The organism is Salinivibrio sp. MA351, from assembly GCF_001996065.1.
GTDB lineage: Bacteria > Pseudomonadota > Gammaproteobacteria > Enterobacterales > Vibrionaceae > Salinivibrio > Salinivibrio costicola.
Genome location: NZ_MUFG01000003.1, coordinates 1 through 14,483, shown reverse-complemented (window position 1 = coordinate 14,483; position 14,483 = coordinate 1). Strand labels below are relative to the sequence as shown.

Sequence of the window (14,483 nt, the reverse complement as noted above, 5' to 3'; positions counted from 1 at the left end):
ATGAGCATCGAGGAATGGAACAGTAAACTGTTCGTTTAATGTATACTCCGCTTATGTTCGCAGTCATAGAATAATGGCTGACAATGTGCCTAATTTTGGCACTACGGTTTCACATAAATTAATCGGCATTCCCTCGCCTTAGTGAGAAGGAATGGCGATATTGTTTGTGTAAATATTTTAGAATTTGGAGCTCTGTCTCATGCAGAACCAACGTATCCGTATCCGCCTGAAGGCGTTCGATCATCGTTTGATCGATCAGTCTACAGCGGAAATCGTTGAAACCGCTAAGCGCACTGGCGCACAGGTTAAGGGACCTATTCCTTTGCCTACTCGTAAAGAGCGCTTCACCGTTCTTATTTCTCCGCACGTAAACAAAGACGCACGTGACCAGTACGAAATTCGTACTCACAAACGTCTGATCGACATCGTTGAGCCAACAGACAAAACTGTTGACGCTTTGATGCGTCTTGACCTTGCTGCGGGCGTTGATGTTCAAATCAGCCTGGGTTAAGGGGGAGTAGATAATGATTGGTCTAGTCGGTCGTAAAGTCGGTATGACTCGTATCTTCAACGAAGATGGCGTTTCTATCCCGGTTACCGTAGTTGAAGTTGAAGCAAACCGTGTTGCTCAGGTACGTAAACCTGAAGTTGACGGGTATGCAGCAATTCAAATCACTACAGGCGAGAAGAAAGCAAGCCGTGTAAACAAGGCACAAGCTGGTCACTTTGCGAAAGCAGGTGTTGAAGCAGGCCGCGGTTTGTGGGAATTCCGTTTGGAAAATGATGAACAGTACGAAGTTGGCGCTGAGCTAAACGTAGAACTGTTTAACGAAATCAAAAAAGTAGACGTTACTGGCACGTCGAAGGGTAAGGGCTTCCAAGGCGGCGTTAAGCGTTGGAACTTCCGTACTCAAGATATGAGCCACGGTAACTCTTTGTCTCACCGTGCTCCTGGTTCTATCGGTCAATGTCAGACTCCAGGTCGCGTATTCAAAGGCAAAAAAATGGCAGGTCATATGGGTGCTGAGCGTGTAACGACTCAAAACCTAGAGATCGTACGTGTTGACGCTGAGCGCAATCTGCTTCTTATTAAAGGTGCAGTCCCAGGTGCGACAGGTGGCAACGTGATCGTTAAACCAGCCGTTAAAGCGTAACGTCGAGGAGATAGTAATGGAATTGGTAGTCAAAGGCGCCGACGCGCTAACTGTTTCCGAAACTACCTTCGGGCGTGAATTCAACGAATCCCTGGTACACCAGGTAGTCGTTGCATACGCAGCTGGTGCCCGTCAAGGTACTCGCGCTCAGAAAACTCGTTCAGACGTATCTGGTGGCGGTGCTAAGCCATGGCGTCAGAAGGGTACTGGTCGCGCCCGTGCAGGTACAATCCGCAGCCCAATTTGGCGCAGCGGTGGTGTCACTTTCGCAGCTCGTCCTCAGGACCATAGCCAGAAAGTAAACAAAAAGATGTACCGCGGTGCTCTTAAGAGCATCCTATCAGAGCTAGTTCGTCAAGAGCGTTTAATCGTGGTTGATAACTTCTCTGTTGAAGCACCAAAAACTAAAGAGCTTGTCGCTAAGCTGAAAGAGCTTGAGCTAAGCGACGTTCTGATCGTCACTGCCGAAGTTGATGAGAACCTGTTCCTTGCGGCACGTAACCTGTATAAGGTTGACGTACGCGATGCAGATACCATCGACCCAGTTAGCTTGATCGCTTTCGACAAAGTCGTGATGACTGCAGATGCAGTTAAACAAGTTGAGGAGATGCTGGCATGATCACTGAAGAGCGTATCCTAAAAGTTCTGCGTGCTCCGCACATCTCTGAAAAAGCGACGATGGCCGCTGAAAACAACAACACTGTTGTGTTTAAAGTAGCTAAAGAAGCAACGAAAAAAGAGATCAAAGCGGCAGTTGAAAAACTGTTCGAAGTTGAAGTGAAGTCTGTTCGTACCCTTCTCGTTAAGGGTAAGACCAAACGTCAAGGTATGCGTGAAGGCCGTCGTAGCGACTGGAAAAAAGCGTATGTTGCCTTGAAAGAAGGTCAGGACATCGACTTCGTTGGCGGCGCTGAGTAAGACGGAGGAGTAAAAGCAAATGGCTATTATGAAATGTAAGCCGACTTCACCGGGTCGTCGTCACCTTGTTAAAGTGGTTAACCATGATCTTTATAAAGGTAAACCATATGCACCACTGCTAGAGAAAAACTCTAAGTCAGGCGGTCGCAATAACAACGGTCGAATCACAGTGCGTCACATCGGTGGTGGTCATAAGCATCATTACCGTGTAATTGACTTCAAACGTACTAAAGACGGTATCCCAGCGAAAGTTGAGCGTCTAGAGTATGATCCAAACCGTAGTGCAAACATCGCGCTTGTACTGTATACGGATGGTGAACGTCGTTACATCATCGCACCGAAAGGCCTAAAAGCCGGTGATCAGATTCAATCTGGTGCAGATGCAGCAATCAAGGTAGGTAACAGCCTGCCAATGCGTAACATCCCAGTGGGTTCTACTATCCACAACATCGAGTTGAAACCTGGTAAAGGGGCTCAACTTGCTCGTTCTGCGGGTGCTTATGCACAGATCGTTGCTCGTGACGGCGCGTACGTCACACTCCGCCTGCGCAGCGGTGAAATGCGCAAGGTTCTTGCTGAAGGTCGTGCGACCCTTGGTGAAGTGGGTAATTCAGAGCACATGCTACGCGAACTGGGTAAAGCCGGTGCCGCGCGCTGGAAAGGCGCACGTCCAAGCGTACGTGGTGTTGCAATGAACCCGGTTGATCACCCACATGGTGGTGGTGAAGGTCGTACCTCAGGTGGCCGTCATCCAGTAACACCTTGGGGTATGCCAACGAAAGGCTTCAAAACCCGTAAGAACAAACGTACCGACAAGTACATTGTACGTCGTCGTAACAAGTAATTATTATCAGAGGATAAGCCATGCCACGTTCTCTCAAGAAAGGTCCTTTTATTGACCTGCACTTGCTGAAGAAGGTAGAGAAAGCGGTGGAAAGCGGTGACAAGAAGCCTTTAAAGACTTGGTCCCGTCGTTCAATGATCATCCCACAGATGATCGGATTGACCATCGCTGTCCATAATGGTCGTCAGCACGTACCCGTTTTCGTTTCTGAAGAAATGATCGGTCACAAGCTCGGCGAGTTTGCACCAACACGTACTTATCGCGGCCACGCTGCTGATAAGAAAGCTAAGAAGCGTTAAGGGGTAAGAAATGGAAGCTATTGCTAAACATCGCTTTGCTCGTATCTCGCCTCAAAAAGCACGTTTGGTTGCGGATCAGGTGCGCGGTAAAGACGTAGCACAGGCACTGGAACTACTGACTTTCAGCGACAAAAAAGCTGCTGACTTGGTTAAGAAAGTGTTGGAATCTGCTATTGCAAACGCCGAGCATAACGAAGGTGCGGATATCGACGATTTAAGCGTCGCCAAAGTCTTCGTTGATGAAGGCCCAATCATGAAGCGTATTATGCCTCGTGCAAAAGGCCGTGCCGATCGCATCTTGAAGCGTTCTAGCCACATCACTGTTGTTGTAGCAGACCGCTAAGAGACGAGGAGATAAAGCAATGGGTCAAAAAGTACATCCTAATGGTATTCGTCTGGGCATTGTAAAGCCTTGGAATTCCACTTGGTTTGCTAATAACCAAGATTTCGCTGACAACCTAGACGGCGACTTTAAGGTACGTCAGTTCCTAACTAGTGAACTGAAAAAAGCGTCAGTATCTCGCATCGTTATCGAGCGTCCAGCTAAGAGTGTTCGTGTGACTATTCACACTGCGCGCCCTGGTGTGGTGATTGGTAAAAAAGGTGAAGATGTTGAGAAACTGCGCGCTCACGTTGCAAAACTGGCCGGTGTACCAGCGCAAATTAATATCGCTGAAGTACGTAAACCTGAGCTAGATGCGCAACTTGTTGGCGACAGCATCGCATCACAGCTAGAGCGTCGTGTTATGTTCCGTCGTGCCATGAAGCGCGCGGTACAAAACGCTATGCGCCTAGGTGCCAAAGGTATCAAAGTGGAAGTAAGCGGTCGTCTTGGCGGCGCTGAAATCGCTCGTACCGAGTGGTACCGTGAAGGACGTGTGCCATTGCACACGCTTCGTGCTGACATTGATTACGCAACTTCTTCTGCTCACACCCAGTACGGTGTTATCGGCATTAAAACCTGGATCTTCAAAGGCGAAGTCCTAGGTGGAATGGCTGAAGTAGAGCAAAAGGCTGACAAGCCGAAGAAGCAGCGTAAAGGCCGTAAGTAAGGAGTCTATCGATGCTTCAACCAAAACGTACTAAGTTCCGCAAGACTTTTAAAGGTCGTAACCGCGGTCTGGCGCACGGTACTGACGTAAGCTTCGGTACCTATGGCCTAAAAGCTGTTGGTCGCGGTCGTATCACTGCGCGTCAAATTGAGGCGGCTCGTCGTGCGATGACTCGTCACATTAAACGTCAAGGCCAAATCTGGATTCGTGTCTTCCCCGACAAACCAATTACTGGTAAGCCGTTGGAAGTTCGTATGGGTAAGGGTAAAGGTTCAGTTGATTACTGGGTTGCCCAAATCCAACCAGGCAAAGTCCTGTACGAAATGGATGGTGTTCCTGAATCACTGGCTCGCGAAGCGTTTGAATTAGCTTCACGTAAGCTACCGATCAAAACCACTTTCGTAACTAAGGCGGTGATGTGATGAAAGCACAAGAACTACGTGAAAAGACTGTTGAGCAGCTGAATGAAGAGCTTATGGGTCTGCTACGTGAGCAGTTTAACCTGCGCATGCAAGCGGCTACAGGCCAACTTCAGCAAACTCACACTCTGAAAGCTGTTCGTCGCGATATCGCACGTGTAAAAACCGTACTGACTGAGAAGGCTAACGCATAATGAGCGAGAACATCCGCACTCAGCAAGGTCGCGTCATCAGCGACAAAGGCGATAAAACTATCGTCGTTGCTATCGAGCGTTTTGTGAAACACCCAATCTACGGTAAGTACATCAAGCGCACGAGTAAGCTACATGTACACGATGAATCTAACCAGTGTAACCAAGGTGATACTGTTGAGGTTCGTGAGTGTCGTCCAATTTCTAAGCGTAAGTCTTGGACATTGGTTCGCGTTGTTGAAAAATCACGCATCTAAGCGATTTTTCAGACAATAATAAGTCAAACGGCTCTCATTCGGGGGGCCGTTTATTTTTTATCTACCCATCTGGTCAAAATAGTGTTATTATTCGCCGCCCTTGTAAAAAGGCAGCCCGACCCGAGATGGGTCTAGATGTAATAACAGCGGAGCACTAACAATGATCCAAATGCAAAGTATGCTGGACGCAGCCGACAACTCCGGCGCTCGCAGTGTAATGTGTATTAAGGTTCTGGGTGGCTCTCACCGTCGTTACGCCCACGTTGGCGACATCATCAAAGTTACCGTTAAGGATTCAATTCCTCGCGGTAAAGTGAAAAAAGGTGATGTGCTTAAGGCGGTGGTAGTTCGCACCCGTAAAGGCGTACGTCGTCCAGACGGCTCTGTCATTCGCTTCGACCGCAATGCTTGCGTGTTGTTGAACAACACGAACGAGCAACTAGTCGGCACACGTATCTTTGGCCCTGTGACACGTGAACTTCGTAACGAGAAGTTTATGAAAATTGTGTCTCTGGCGCCTGAAGTTCTGTAAGGAGCGATCTCATGGCAGCTAAAATCCGTCGTAACGACGAAGTTATCGTTCTTGCCGGTAAAGATAAAGGCAAGAAAGGTAAAGTATCTAAGGTTCTACCAACCGGTAAAGTTATCGTTGAAGGTATTAACCTCGTGAAGAAGCACCAGAAGCCGGTTCCGGCTCTGGGCACTCAAGGTGGCATTGTTGAACAAGAAGCCGCTATTGATGTTTCTAACGTGGCTATCTTTAACGCAGCAGCTGGTAAAGGTGACCGTGTAGGCTTCCGATTTGAAGACGGCAAAAAAGTGCGTTTTTTCAAGTCGAATGGCGAAACTATTAAGTAATTCTGGAGTAGTACAATGGCGAAACTGCATGATTACTACAAAGAGACAGTTGTAGCTGAGCTATCTAAGCAATTTGGTTACAAAAGCATCATGCAAGTCCCAGGGATCGAGAAGATCACCCTTAACATGGGTGTGGGCGAAGCTCTGAACGACAAAAAACTGCTTGAAAATGCAGCTGCTGATATGACCGCGATTTCTGGTCAAAAGCCGCTCATCACTAAAGCACGTAAGTCAGTCGCAGGCTTCAAGATCCGTGAGGGCTACCCAATTGGTTGTAAAGTAACCCTACGTGGCGAGCGTATGTGGGACTTCTTCGAGCGCTTAATCGCGATCGCAGTTCCTCGTATCCGTGATTTCCGTGGCCTGAACCCGAAAGCGTTCGATGGTCGTGGTAACTACAGCATGGGCGTTCGCGAGCAAATCATCTTCCCTGAGATTGACTATGACAAAGTCGATCGTATCCGTGGTCTTGATATTACTATCACTACTACTGCAGGTACAGATGAGGAAGGTCGAGCTCTGCTGGCTGCCTTTAACTTCCCATTCCGTAAGTAAGGTGAAGGGTTACTGTTATGGCTAAAAAATCGATGAAAGCACGTGATGTAAAACGTGCGAAGCTCGCAGCGCGCTACGCTGAAAAGCGTGCCAACCTGCGTGCGACCATTAAAAGTGTCAACACGTCAGACGAAGAGCGTTGGGACGCAGTCCTGAAGCTTCAGTCGCTACCGCGTGATTCTGCGAAGTCTCGTCAGCGTAACCGCTGTAACCAGACTGGTCGTCCACATGGCTACCTACGCAAATTCGGCCTAAGCCGAATCAAGGTTCGTGAAGCTTGCATGAAAGGCGAGATTCCGGGTCTGCGTAAGGCAAGCTGGTAATTGAATCACGGGAGTAAAGACTTATGAGCATGCAAGATCCGATTTCGGATATGCTGACCCGCTTACGCAACGGTCAGACAGCAAAGAAAGTTGCTGTTAAAATGCCTTCGTCAAAGCTAAAGGTGGCAATTGCTGAGCTACTAAAAGCAGAAGGTTACGTGGCTGATGTCGCAGTAAATAGCGACGCCAAGCCTGAACTGGAAGTGACGTTGAAATACTTCGAATCTAAACCAGTTATCGAGCAAATCCAACGAGTTAGCCGTCCGGGCCTGCGCATCTACAAAAAGAAAGATGAGTTGCCTTCAGTGATGGGTGGCCTTGGTATTGCGGTTGTATCAACTTCGAAAGGTTTGATGACCGATCGCGCAGCTCGCAAAGCGGGTCTGGGCGGTGAAATCATCTGCTACGTAGCGTAATAAGGAGTAGGAAATGTCTCGTGTTGCAAAAGCACCTGTCGTAGTTCCTGCCGGCGTAGAGGTGAAACTTGACGGTCAGGACATCACTGTAAAAGGAAGCAAAGGCGAACTTAGCCGCACGCTTCACGATATGGTGGCAGTAAACCAAGAAGAAAACACCATTACCTTCGCACCAAGTGTGGAACACGCTAAAGCATGGGCTCATGCTGGTACAGCGCGCGCACTGGTCAACAGCATGGTTGTTGGTGTAACAGAAGGCTTTACCAAGAAACTGATCCTGAAAGGTGTTGGTTATCGTGCAAACATTGCCGGTAACAAACTTAACCTGACACTTGGTTTCTCTCACCCGGTAGAACACGTTCTGCCTGAGGGTGTAAAAGCAGAGTGCCCAAGCCAAACTGAAATTGTTATCAGCGGTGCTGATAAACAAGCAGTTGGCCAGGTTGCTGCTGAAATCCGCGCATACCGCAAGCCAGAGCCTTACAAAGGTAAAGGTGTTCGTTACGCTGACGAAGCTGTGCGTACTAAAGAAGCTAAGAAGAAGTAAGGTAACACTATGGATAAGAAAGCATCTCGTATCCGTCGTGCGACCAAAGCACGACGCAAGATCGCGGAAATGGGTGCGACTCGCCTGGTGGTACACCGTACTCCACGTCATGTGTACGCACAGGTTATCGCTGGTAATGGCGCGGAAGTTATCGCCGCCGCTTCTACCGTAGAAAAAGCGATCCGTGAACAAGTTAAGAGCACCGGGAACAAAGACGCCGCTGCAGCCGTGGGTAAGATCATTGCTGAGCGAGCGAAGGAAAAAGGCATCGAAGCTGTTGCTTTTGACCGTTCCGGTTTCCAATACCACGGCCGTGTGGCTGCACTGGCAGATGCTGCCCGTGAAGCTGGTCTGAAATTCTAAGGTAGGTGGAAGATGGCTAACGATAAACAACAAAGTGATTTGCATGAGAAGCTGATCGCTGTAAACCGTGTATCTAAGACGGTTAAAGGTGGTCGCATCTTTACCTTCACCGCACTAACAGTGGTAGGTGATGGTAACGGTCGCGTTGGTTTCGGTTACGGTAAAGCCCGTGAAGTACCAGCAGCGATCCAGAAATCAATGGAAAAGGCGCGTCGTAACATGATTACTATCGCGCTGAATGACGGTACCCTGCACCATGCTGTAAAAGGCCGCCACACTGGTTCTAAAGTGTATATGCAGCCAGCATCAGATGGTACAGGTATCATCGCAGGTGGTGCGATGCGTGCCGTGCTTGAAGTAGCAGGCGTCCAAAACGTTCTGGCGAAAGCATACGGTTCGACCAACCCAATCAACATCGTTCGTGCAACGATCGATGGCCTGGGTGGTACGAAGTCTCCAGAAATGGTAGCTGCTAAACGTGGCATGCCTGTTAACGAAATTCTGGGGTAATCGACATGGCTAAGACAATTAAAGTAACTCAGACTCGTAGCGTTATCGGCCGTTTGCCGAAACACAAAGCGACCCTGCGTGGCTTGGGCCTACGTCGCATCAACCACACTGTTGAACTTGAAGATACACCGTGTATTCGCGGTATGATCAACAAAGTCAACTACATGGTTAAAGTGGAGGAGTAATCACATGCGTTTGAATACTCTATCTCCGGCTGCAGGCTCAAAGCCTTCTGCGAAGCGTGTAGGCCGTGGTATTGGTTCAGGCCTGGGTAAAACCGGTGGCCGTGGTCACAAAGGTCAGAAATCACGTTCAGGTGGTTCAGTACGCCCAGGTTTCGAAGGCGGTCAAATGCCTTTGAAACAGCGTCTGCCAAAATTCGGTTTTACTTCGCGTAAAGGCCTGACTTCAGCTGAGGTTCGTTTAGGCGAGCTGGCTAAAGTTGATGGTGACGTCGTAACCCTTGAGTCGCTAAAAGCGGCAAACGTTGTTGCACAAGACACTCGTACGGCGAAAATCGTACTGTCTGGCGAAATCGCTCGTGCAGTAACCGTTAAAGGTGTTCGTGTCACTAAAGGCGCTAAAGCGGCAATCGAAGCTGCAGGCGGTAAAATCGAGGAATAATTAGCTCGAGGACGAGGTACAGATGGCAAAACAACCAGGACAAAACTTCAGTAGTGCAAAAGGCGGAGTTGCGGAGCTGAAAAGTCGCCTACTTTTTGTAGCAATGGCATTATTGGTATTCCGTGCCGGCTCTTTTGTGCCCATTCCTGGTATTGACGCTGCTGTACTTGCCGATCTGTTCGAACAGCAACAAGGGACCATCATTGACTTGGTTAACATGTTCTCTGGTGGTGCCCTTGAGCGTGCCTCGATACTGGCACTGGGCATTATGCCGTATATTTCGGCGTCGATTATTGTTCAGTTATTGTCAGTCGTTCATCCCGCATTAGCGGAATTGAAAAAAGAGGGTGAGTCTGGTCGTCGTAAGATAAACCAGTACACTCGCTACGGCACGTTGGTGTTGGCAACGTTCCAAGCAATTGGAATCGCGACCGGGTTACCAAGTATGATGCCGGGTCTGGTGATTAATCCAGGTCCTGCGTTTTACTTTACCGCGGTAGTTAGTTTGGTGACCGGTACCATGTTTTTGATGTGGTTAGGTGAACAAATTACCGAGCGCGGCATTGGTAACGGTATTTCGTTGATTATTTTCACCGGGATCGTCGCGGGTCTGCCACCCGCAATTGGACAGACAATAGAGCAAGCGCGTCAAGGCGACATGTCTCCGCTTCTCTTGCTAGGTATCGCAGTTATCGTATTGGCTGTCGTCTACTTTGTGGTCTTCATGGAGCGTGGTCAACGTCGTATCGTTGTTAACTACGCTAAGCGGCAACAAGGTCGTCGTGTTTTTGCAGCGCAAAGCACGCATCTGCCTCTTAAGATCAACATGGCAGGCGTTATTCCTGCGATTTTTGCATCAAGTATTATTCTGTTCCCTGGCACGCTTGCTAACTGGTTTGGTAAGGGTGATCAGACAAGCTGGCTGACCGATGTGTCTTTGGCACTGAGTCCGGGACAACCAGCGTATGTGATACTTTATGCGGCAGCGATTATCTTCTTCTGCTTTTTCTATACGGCGTTGGTATTTAACCCGCGAGAAACTGCAGATAACTTGAAGAAGTCAGGGGCGTTCGTACCTGGTATTCGCCCGGGTGAGCAGACTGCTAGATACATTGATAAAGTAATGACACGTTTGACCCTAGCGGGCGCCATGTATATTACCTTTATCTGTCTGATCCCCGAGTTCATGATGATTGCGTGGGATGTCCACTTTTACTTTGGTGGTACATCACTACTTATCGTAGTAGTCGTAATCATGGACTTTATGGCTCAAGTTCAGACTCATTTGATGTCTCAACAATATGAGTCCGTGTTGAAAAAAGCCAACCTAAAAGGCTACGGCCGCTAATAGGTTGTCTATTTACGGAGTTTAGCAATGAAAGTTCGTGCTTCCGTTAAGAAAATCTGCCGTAACTGTAAAGTGATCAAACGTAACGGTACCGTTCGTGTGATCTGCAGTGAGCCAAAGCACAAGCAACGCCAAGGCTAATAGCAGAATATTTTTCTTGCAAAATGAGGTCAGGCTGGCTACATTAGCCAGCCCACCTTTTGTATGTGCAAAAGAAGTGGCTATGCCGCTGCGTATCCTCGACGGGCTCTGCAGCGGTTCTACTTGAAAAGTACTAGGAGTGAATAGTGGCCCGTATAGCAGGCATTAACATTCCTGATCAAAAGCACGCTGTAATCGCATTGACTGCGATTTACGGTGTCGGCAAAACCACCTCTCAAGCTATTCTAGCTGATGTCGGTATTGCTGAGAGCACTAAGATCAGTGAACTATCAGAAGAACAGATCGACCAATTGCGTGACGGTGTGGCTAAATACACCGTAGAAGGCGATCTACGTCGTGAAATTTCCATGAACATCAAGCGTCTTATGGACCTTGGTTGTTACCGCGGTTTGCGTCATCGTCGCAGCTTGCCACTTCGTGGCCAGCGTACGAAGACCAACGCTCGTACCCGTAAGGGTCCGCGCAAACCGATCAAGAAATAATCGGGGTAGGTGAGTACTATGGCTAAACAAGCAACTCGTGCACGCAAACGCGTACGCAAGCAAGTCGCTGATGGCGTCGCGCACATTCATGCGTCTTTCAATAACACAATCGTGACGATTTCTGACCGTCAAGGCAATGCTCTAGCATGGGCAACTGCCGGTGGTTCAGGCTTCCGTGGCTCTCGTAAGTCAACTCCATACGCTGCGCAGGTTGCTGCTGAGCGTTGTGGTGAAATGGCTAAAGAGTACGGCCTGAAAAACCTCGAAGTGATGGTTAAAGGTCCAGGTCCAGGCCGCGAGTCTACTATTCGTGCCCTGAACGCTGCGGGCTTCCGCATCACTAACATTGTCGATGCGACGCCAATCCCGCATAACGGTTGTCGTCCACCTAAGAAACGCCGCGTTTAATACGCACTAGCGCTGTTTCTTAGAATATTGGAGAAAGATCATGGCAAGATATTTGGGTCCTAAGCTGAAGCTTAGCCGTCGCGAAGGTACTGACTTGTTCCTTAAGTCAGGCGTACGCGCGATTGATACCAAGTGTAAAATCGATAACGTCCCAGGCGTTCACGGTCAGCGTCGCGGCCGTTTGTCTGACTATGGCGTTCAGCTTCGTGAGAAGCAAAAAGTTCGTCGTATGTACGGCGTAATGGAAAAGCAGTTCCGTAACTACTACAAAGACGCTGCCCGCATCAAGGGTAATACAGGTGAAAACCTGCTTCAGCTTCTTGAAGGTCGTCTGGATAACGTAGTTTACCGCATGGGCTTTGGTGCAACTCGCGCCGAATCACGTCAGCTGGTAAGCCACAAAGCGATCCTAGTTAACGGCAAAGTTGTTAACGTACCTTCTTTCAAGGTTTCGGCAAACGACGTGGTTAGCATTCGCGAGAAGGCGAAGAACCAGGCGCGCATCAAAGCAGCTCTAGAAGTTGCGGCACAGCGCGAACTGCCAACTTGGATCGAAGTAGACAGCAAGAAGATGGAAGGCACATTCAAACGCCTACCAGAGCGTTCTGATTTGTCTGCTGACATCAACGAACACCTGATCGTCGAGCTTTACTCTAAGTAAAGCTGAACTAAAGAGAGGACATAATGCAGGGTTCTGTAACAGAATTTCTTAAGCCGCGTCTGGTTGATATTGAACAAGTTAGCTCGACGCACGCAAAAGTAACTCTTGAACCTCTAGAGCGTGGTTTTGGCCATACTCTGGGGAATGCGCTACGTCGTATCCTACTTTCATCTATGCCAGGCTGTGCGGTGACGGAAGTAGAAATTGACGGCGTGTTGCACGAGTACAGCACCAAAGAAGGGGTTCAGGAAGACATCCTGGAAATCCTACTTAACCTTAAAGGCCTAGCCGTTAAGGTTGAGGGTAAAGATGAAGTTATCCTTACTCTGACCAAGTCTGGTGCAGGCCCTGTTGTTGCAGGCGACATCACCCATGATGGTGGTGTTGAGATTGCGAACCCAGAACACGTTATCTGCCACCTGACTGATGCAAACGCGGAAATTAGCATGCGTATCAAGGTAGAACGTGGTCGTGGCTATGTACCAGCGTCTGCGCGTATCGATAGCGAAGACGACGAGCGTCCCATTGGTCGCCTACTTGTCGATGCAACGTTTAGCCCAGTAGATCGTATTGCTTATAATGTTGAAGCAGCACGTGTTGAACAGCGTACCGACCTTGATAAGTTAGTCATCGATATGGAAACTAACGGTACACTGGATCCTGAGGAAGCGATTCGCCGTGCGGCAACCATCCTAGCTGAACAGTTGGATGCGTTTGTTGATTTACGCGACGTGCGTGTCCCTGAGGAGAAAGAAGAGAAGCCAGAGTTCGATCCGATCCTACTGCGTCCTGTAGACGATCTTGAACTAACTGTTCGCTCTGCAAACTGTTTGAAAGCAGAAGCGATTCACTATATCGGTGATCTGGTACAGCGTACTGAGGTTGAGCTTCTTAAAACACCAAACCTTGGTAAGAAGTCTTTGACAGAGATTAAAGACGTGCTGGCATCACGTGGTCTATCTCTAGGCATGCGCCTAGAAAACTGGCCGCCAGCATCAATCGCTGAAGATTAATCAGTTACTGATTATTTAGTTAGAAGGATTAGGTCATGCGCCATCGTAAGAGTGGTCGTCAACTCAATCGCAACAGCAGCCATCGTAAAGCGATGTTCAGCAACATGGCTAGCTCGCTGGTAACTCACGAAGTTATCAAAACAACTTTGCCTAAGGCAAAAGAGCTGCGTCGCGTTATTGAACCGTTGATTACCTTAGCTAAGAACGACAGTGTTGCTAACCGTCGTGTAGCGTTCGCTCGCACTCGTAACGACGAAGTAGTAGCGAAACTGTTTAATGAACTCGGCCCACGTTTTGCTTCACGTGCAGGCGGTTACACTCGCATTTTGAAATGCGGTGTTCGCTCAGGTGATAAAGCCCCTATGGCTTACATCGAGCTCGTAGATCGCCCAGAGCAAGACGCTGAGGAAGCTGCAGAATAAGTTATTTATTTTTGTAGTGCATTTAGAAAAGCCAGGCTTATGCCTGGCTTTTTCTTTATCTAAACTTATCTTTTTTACGCAAGCCGCGATATAGCATCAATGAGTAAAAATATTATTGGTGACGCTTTTCGTCACTCTCATCGCGCTAATAGATCTCGTCGGTGTTAAGAATAGTCGAACAGTTTTGAACGAAATACGCCCAATGTGGGGCTAAAGCCAGCAACAAGGTTTAATTTTGAACAAACAAAAAAGAAAATGAAATTTATTGTTGACGGTTGTCACGTTTTCTCTAAAATGCAGCCCTACTTAACGCGAACACAACGCGTTAGGGGAGTCAAAAAGAGGTTTTGTTTCGGCCCTAAGGGTTGAAAATAAAAAATAAAATTTCTTCTTGACTTTAACGGTAAGGCGCGTAAGATACGCAGCCCTGACCAAGCGAAGCGCAGCTTCGTACAGTCAACGCTCTTTAACAATTTGACCTATGCAATCTGTGTGGGCACTCGTTGAGAATAGACAAAAAGATTTATTCGATGAACTGAGTGACCAATTCATGTTGGTACAGCCTTGAGCTGTTTTGATTTCACTTTTTTAAAAGTGGATGCCAACAAGAGCACAGTCAATTCGTTTGTCTCGCAAGAGACGAACAAAACAGTATTT

The 14,483-nt window shown here is 48.3% G+C and carries 28 protein-coding genes; all 28 read left to right on the top strand.

What is annotated here, in order from left to right; genetic code table 11:
• Window positions 1-199 precede the first annotated feature (199 nt).
• Window positions 200-511, top strand: a complete 312-nt coding sequence (gene rpsJ / locus BZG78_RS02540) for a 30S ribosomal protein S10 (RefSeq protein ID WP_002541412.1) — start codon at window positions 200-202, stop codon at window positions 509-511.
• Window positions 512-524: 13 nt separating this feature from the next.
• Window positions 525-1,154 carry a 50S ribosomal protein L3 gene (gene rplC, locus BZG78_RS02535; RefSeq protein WP_021024463.1) on the top strand — a complete coding sequence of 210 codons (630 nt, stop codon included), beginning with the start codon at window positions 525-527 and terminating at the stop codon, window positions 1,152-1,154.
• 16 nt (window positions 1,155-1,170) lie between these two features.
• Window positions 1,171-1,773, top strand: a complete 603-nt coding sequence (gene rplD, locus BZG78_RS02530; RefSeq protein WP_021024464.1) for a 50S ribosomal protein L4 — start codon at window positions 1,171-1,173, stop codon at window positions 1,771-1,773.
• Complete coding sequence (rplW, locus tag BZG78_RS02525) at window positions 1,770-2,072, top strand: 50S ribosomal protein L23 (RefSeq protein ID WP_021024465.1); 303 nt, start codon at window positions 1,770-1,772, stop codon at window positions 2,070-2,072. Before rplD ends, rplW begins: the two co-directional genes overlap by 4 nt.
• 19 nt (window positions 2,073-2,091) lie before the next feature.
• Window positions 2,092-2,916 carry a 50S ribosomal protein L2 gene (gene rplB / locus BZG78_RS02520; RefSeq protein ID WP_021024466.1) on the top strand — a complete coding sequence of 275 codons (825 nt, stop codon included), beginning with the start codon at window positions 2,092-2,094 and terminating at the stop codon, window positions 2,914-2,916.
• Between the two features lie 20 nt (window positions 2,917-2,936).
• Window positions 2,937-3,215, top strand: a complete 279-nt coding sequence (gene rpsS / locus BZG78_RS02515; protein ID WP_021024467.1) for a 30S ribosomal protein S19 — start codon at window positions 2,937-2,939, stop codon at window positions 3,213-3,215.
• A gap of 10 nt (window positions 3,216-3,225) precedes the next feature.
• Complete coding sequence (gene rplV, locus BZG78_RS02510; RefSeq protein WP_021024468.1) at window positions 3,226-3,558, top strand: 50S ribosomal protein L22; 333 nt, start codon at window positions 3,226-3,228, stop codon at window positions 3,556-3,558.
• A 19-nt stretch (window positions 3,559-3,577) separates the two neighbouring features.
• Window positions 3,578-4,267: a 30S ribosomal protein S3 gene (rpsC, locus tag BZG78_RS02505; protein WP_021024469.1), complete on the top strand. Its 690-nt coding sequence runs from the start codon at window positions 3,578-3,580 to the stop codon at window positions 4,265-4,267.
• A gap of 11 nt (window positions 4,268-4,278) precedes the next feature.
• Complete coding sequence (gene rplP / locus BZG78_RS02500; RefSeq protein WP_021024470.1) at window positions 4,279-4,689, top strand: 50S ribosomal protein L16; 411 nt, start codon at window positions 4,279-4,281, stop codon at window positions 4,687-4,689.
• Window positions 4,689-4,880 carry a 50S ribosomal protein L29 gene (rpmC, locus tag BZG78_RS02495; protein ID WP_021024471.1) on the top strand — a complete coding sequence of 64 codons (192 nt, stop codon included), beginning with the start codon at window positions 4,689-4,691 and terminating at the stop codon, window positions 4,878-4,880. The genes rplP and rpmC overlap by 1 nt, the downstream gene beginning before the upstream one ends.
• Window positions 4,880-5,134 (top strand): 30S ribosomal protein S17, encoded by a 255-nt coding sequence (gene rpsQ, locus BZG78_RS02490; protein ID WP_021024472.1) that lies wholly within the window; start codon window positions 4,880-4,882, stop codon window positions 5,132-5,134. The genes rpmC and rpsQ overlap by 1 nt, the downstream gene beginning before the upstream one ends.
• Before the next feature lie 160 nt (window positions 5,135-5,294).
• Window positions 5,295-5,666 (top strand): 50S ribosomal protein L14, encoded by a 372-nt coding sequence (gene rplN / locus BZG78_RS02485; RefSeq protein ID WP_021024473.1) that lies wholly within the window; start codon window positions 5,295-5,297, stop codon window positions 5,664-5,666.
• A gap of 11 nt (window positions 5,667-5,677) precedes the next feature.
• The gene (rplX, locus tag BZG78_RS02480; RefSeq protein ID WP_021024474.1) at window positions 5,678-5,992 is read left to right on the top strand and encodes a 50S ribosomal protein L24; all 315 of its coding nucleotides are present in this window, start codon (window positions 5,678-5,680) and stop codon (window positions 5,990-5,992) included.
• 15 nt (window positions 5,993-6,007) lie between these two features.
• Window positions 6,008-6,547, top strand: coding sequence for a 50S ribosomal protein L5 (gene rplE, locus BZG78_RS02475; RefSeq protein WP_021024475.1), 540 nt, complete (start codon window positions 6,008-6,010; stop codon window positions 6,545-6,547).
• Between the two features lie 17 nt (window positions 6,548-6,564).
• Window positions 6,565-6,870 carry a 30S ribosomal protein S14 gene (gene rpsN / locus BZG78_RS02470; protein WP_021024476.1) on the top strand — a complete coding sequence of 102 codons (306 nt, stop codon included), beginning with the start codon at window positions 6,565-6,567 and terminating at the stop codon, window positions 6,868-6,870.
• Between the two features lie 23 nt (window positions 6,871-6,893).
• Window positions 6,894-7,286: a 30S ribosomal protein S8 gene (gene rpsH / locus BZG78_RS02465; protein WP_069362266.1), complete on the top strand. Its 393-nt coding sequence runs from the start codon at window positions 6,894-6,896 to the stop codon at window positions 7,284-7,286.
• A 13-nt stretch (window positions 7,287-7,299) separates the two neighbouring features.
• The gene (gene rplF / locus BZG78_RS02460; RefSeq protein ID WP_021024478.1) at window positions 7,300-7,833 is read left to right on the top strand and encodes a 50S ribosomal protein L6; all 534 of its coding nucleotides are present in this window, start codon (window positions 7,300-7,302) and stop codon (window positions 7,831-7,833) included.
• A gap of 9 nt (window positions 7,834-7,842) precedes the next feature.
• On the top strand, window positions 7,843-8,196 hold the full coding sequence (gene rplR / locus BZG78_RS02455; protein WP_021024479.1) for a 50S ribosomal protein L18: 354 nt from the start codon (window positions 7,843-7,845) through the stop codon (window positions 8,194-8,196).
• 12 nt (window positions 8,197-8,208) lie between these two features.
• On the top strand, window positions 8,209-8,706 hold the full coding sequence (gene rpsE, locus BZG78_RS02450) for a 30S ribosomal protein S5 (RefSeq protein ID WP_021024480.1): 498 nt from the start codon (window positions 8,209-8,211) through the stop codon (window positions 8,704-8,706).
• Window positions 8,707-8,711: 5 nt separating this feature from the next.
• Window positions 8,712-8,891 (top strand): 50S ribosomal protein L30, encoded by a 180-nt coding sequence (gene rpmD, locus BZG78_RS02445; protein ID WP_021024481.1) that lies wholly within the window; start codon window positions 8,712-8,714, stop codon window positions 8,889-8,891.
• A 4-nt stretch (window positions 8,892-8,895) separates the two neighbouring features.
• Window positions 8,896-9,330 (top strand): 50S ribosomal protein L15, encoded by a 435-nt coding sequence (rplO, locus tag BZG78_RS02440; RefSeq protein ID WP_077660301.1) that lies wholly within the window; start codon window positions 8,896-8,898, stop codon window positions 9,328-9,330.
• A 22-nt stretch (window positions 9,331-9,352) separates the two neighbouring features.
• Window positions 9,353-10,678, top strand: a complete 1,326-nt coding sequence (gene secY, locus BZG78_RS02435; RefSeq protein ID WP_025674307.1) for a preprotein translocase subunit SecY — start codon at window positions 9,353-9,355, stop codon at window positions 10,676-10,678.
• A 27-nt stretch (window positions 10,679-10,705) separates the two neighbouring features.
• Window positions 10,706-10,819, top strand: a complete 114-nt coding sequence (gene rpmJ, locus BZG78_RS02430) for a 50S ribosomal protein L36 (RefSeq protein WP_021024484.1) — start codon at window positions 10,706-10,708, stop codon at window positions 10,817-10,819.
• 146 nt (window positions 10,820-10,965) lie between these two features.
• Window positions 10,966-11,322: a 30S ribosomal protein S13 gene (gene rpsM / locus BZG78_RS02425; RefSeq protein WP_021024485.1), complete on the top strand. Its 357-nt coding sequence runs from the start codon at window positions 10,966-10,968 to the stop codon at window positions 11,320-11,322.
• Between the two features lie 18 nt (window positions 11,323-11,340).
• Window positions 11,341-11,730 carry a 30S ribosomal protein S11 gene (gene rpsK, locus BZG78_RS02420; protein ID WP_021024486.1) on the top strand — a complete coding sequence of 130 codons (390 nt, stop codon included), beginning with the start codon at window positions 11,341-11,343 and terminating at the stop codon, window positions 11,728-11,730.
• A 40-nt stretch (window positions 11,731-11,770) separates the two neighbouring features.
• On the top strand, window positions 11,771-12,391 hold the full coding sequence (gene rpsD / locus BZG78_RS02415; protein WP_021024487.1) for a 30S ribosomal protein S4: 621 nt from the start codon (window positions 11,771-11,773) through the stop codon (window positions 12,389-12,391).
• Window positions 12,392-12,414: 23 nt separating this feature from the next.
• Window positions 12,415-13,404 (top strand): DNA-directed RNA polymerase subunit alpha, encoded by a 990-nt coding sequence (gene rpoA / locus BZG78_RS02410; RefSeq protein ID WP_077461926.1) that lies wholly within the window; start codon window positions 12,415-12,417, stop codon window positions 13,402-13,404.
• A 35-nt stretch (window positions 13,405-13,439) separates the two neighbouring features.
• Window positions 13,440-13,826 carry a 50S ribosomal protein L17 gene (rplQ, locus tag BZG78_RS02405; protein WP_021024489.1) on the top strand — a complete coding sequence of 129 codons (387 nt, stop codon included), beginning with the start codon at window positions 13,440-13,442 and terminating at the stop codon, window positions 13,824-13,826.
• Window positions 13,827-14,483: the final 657 nt, after the last annotated feature.

Bases quoted from the DNA above. Each gene is read 5' to 3' on its own strand.
- rpsJ (WP_002541412.1), top strand. From the start codon at position 200: ATGCAGAACCAACGTATCCGTATCCGCCTGAAGGCGTTCGATCATCGT.
- rplC (WP_021024463.1), top strand. From the start codon at position 525: ATGATTGGTCTAGTCGGTCGTAAAGTCGGTATGACTCGTATCTTCAAC.
- rplD (WP_021024464.1), top strand. From the start codon at position 1,171: ATGGAATTGGTAGTCAAAGGCGCCGACGCGCTAACTGTTTCCGAAACT.
- rplW (WP_021024465.1), top strand. From the start codon at position 1,770: ATGATCACTGAAGAGCGTATCCTAAAAGTTCTGCGTGCTCCGCACATC.
- rplB (WP_021024466.1), top strand. From the start codon at position 2,092: ATGGCTATTATGAAATGTAAGCCGACTTCACCGGGTCGTCGTCACCTT.
- rpsS (WP_021024467.1), top strand. From the start codon at position 2,937: ATGCCACGTTCTCTCAAGAAAGGTCCTTTTATTGACCTGCACTTGCTG.
- rplV (WP_021024468.1), top strand. From the start codon at position 3,226: ATGGAAGCTATTGCTAAACATCGCTTTGCTCGTATCTCGCCTCAAAAA.
- rpsC (WP_021024469.1), top strand. From the start codon at position 3,578: ATGGGTCAAAAAGTACATCCTAATGGTATTCGTCTGGGCATTGTAAAG.
- rplP (WP_021024470.1), top strand. From the start codon at position 4,279: ATGCTTCAACCAAAACGTACTAAGTTCCGCAAGACTTTTAAAGGTCGT.
- rpmC (WP_021024471.1), top strand. From the start codon at position 4,689: ATGAAAGCACAAGAACTACGTGAAAAGACTGTTGAGCAGCTGAATGAA.
- rpsQ (WP_021024472.1), top strand. From the start codon at position 4,880: ATGAGCGAGAACATCCGCACTCAGCAAGGTCGCGTCATCAGCGACAAA.
- rplN (WP_021024473.1), top strand. From the start codon at position 5,295: ATGATCCAAATGCAAAGTATGCTGGACGCAGCCGACAACTCCGGCGCT.
- rplX (WP_021024474.1), top strand. From the start codon at position 5,678: ATGGCAGCTAAAATCCGTCGTAACGACGAAGTTATCGTTCTTGCCGGT.
- rplE (WP_021024475.1), top strand. From the start codon at position 6,008: ATGGCGAAACTGCATGATTACTACAAAGAGACAGTTGTAGCTGAGCTA.
- rpsN (WP_021024476.1), top strand. From the start codon at position 6,565: ATGGCTAAAAAATCGATGAAAGCACGTGATGTAAAACGTGCGAAGCTC.
- rpsH (WP_069362266.1), top strand. From the start codon at position 6,894: ATGAGCATGCAAGATCCGATTTCGGATATGCTGACCCGCTTACGCAAC.
- rplF (WP_021024478.1), top strand. From the start codon at position 7,300: ATGTCTCGTGTTGCAAAAGCACCTGTCGTAGTTCCTGCCGGCGTAGAG.
- rplR (WP_021024479.1), top strand. From the start codon at position 7,843: ATGGATAAGAAAGCATCTCGTATCCGTCGTGCGACCAAAGCACGACGC.
- rpsE (WP_021024480.1), top strand. From the start codon at position 8,209: ATGGCTAACGATAAACAACAAAGTGATTTGCATGAGAAGCTGATCGCT.
- rpmD (WP_021024481.1), top strand. From the start codon at position 8,712: ATGGCTAAGACAATTAAAGTAACTCAGACTCGTAGCGTTATCGGCCGT.
- rplO (WP_077660301.1), top strand. From the start codon at position 8,896: ATGCGTTTGAATACTCTATCTCCGGCTGCAGGCTCAAAGCCTTCTGCG.
- secY (WP_025674307.1), top strand. From the start codon at position 9,353: ATGGCAAAACAACCAGGACAAAACTTCAGTAGTGCAAAAGGCGGAGTT.
- rpmJ (WP_021024484.1), top strand. From the start codon at position 10,706: ATGAAAGTTCGTGCTTCCGTTAAGAAAATCTGCCGTAACTGTAAAGTG.
- rpsK (WP_021024486.1), top strand. From the start codon at position 11,341: ATGGCTAAACAAGCAACTCGTGCACGCAAACGCGTACGCAAGCAAGTC.
- rpsD (WP_021024487.1), top strand. From the start codon at position 11,771: ATGGCAAGATATTTGGGTCCTAAGCTGAAGCTTAGCCGTCGCGAAGGT.
- rpoA (WP_077461926.1), top strand. From the start codon at position 12,415: ATGCAGGGTTCTGTAACAGAATTTCTTAAGCCGCGTCTGGTTGATATT.
- rplQ (WP_021024489.1), top strand. From the start codon at position 13,440: ATGCGCCATCGTAAGAGTGGTCGTCAACTCAATCGCAACAGCAGCCAT.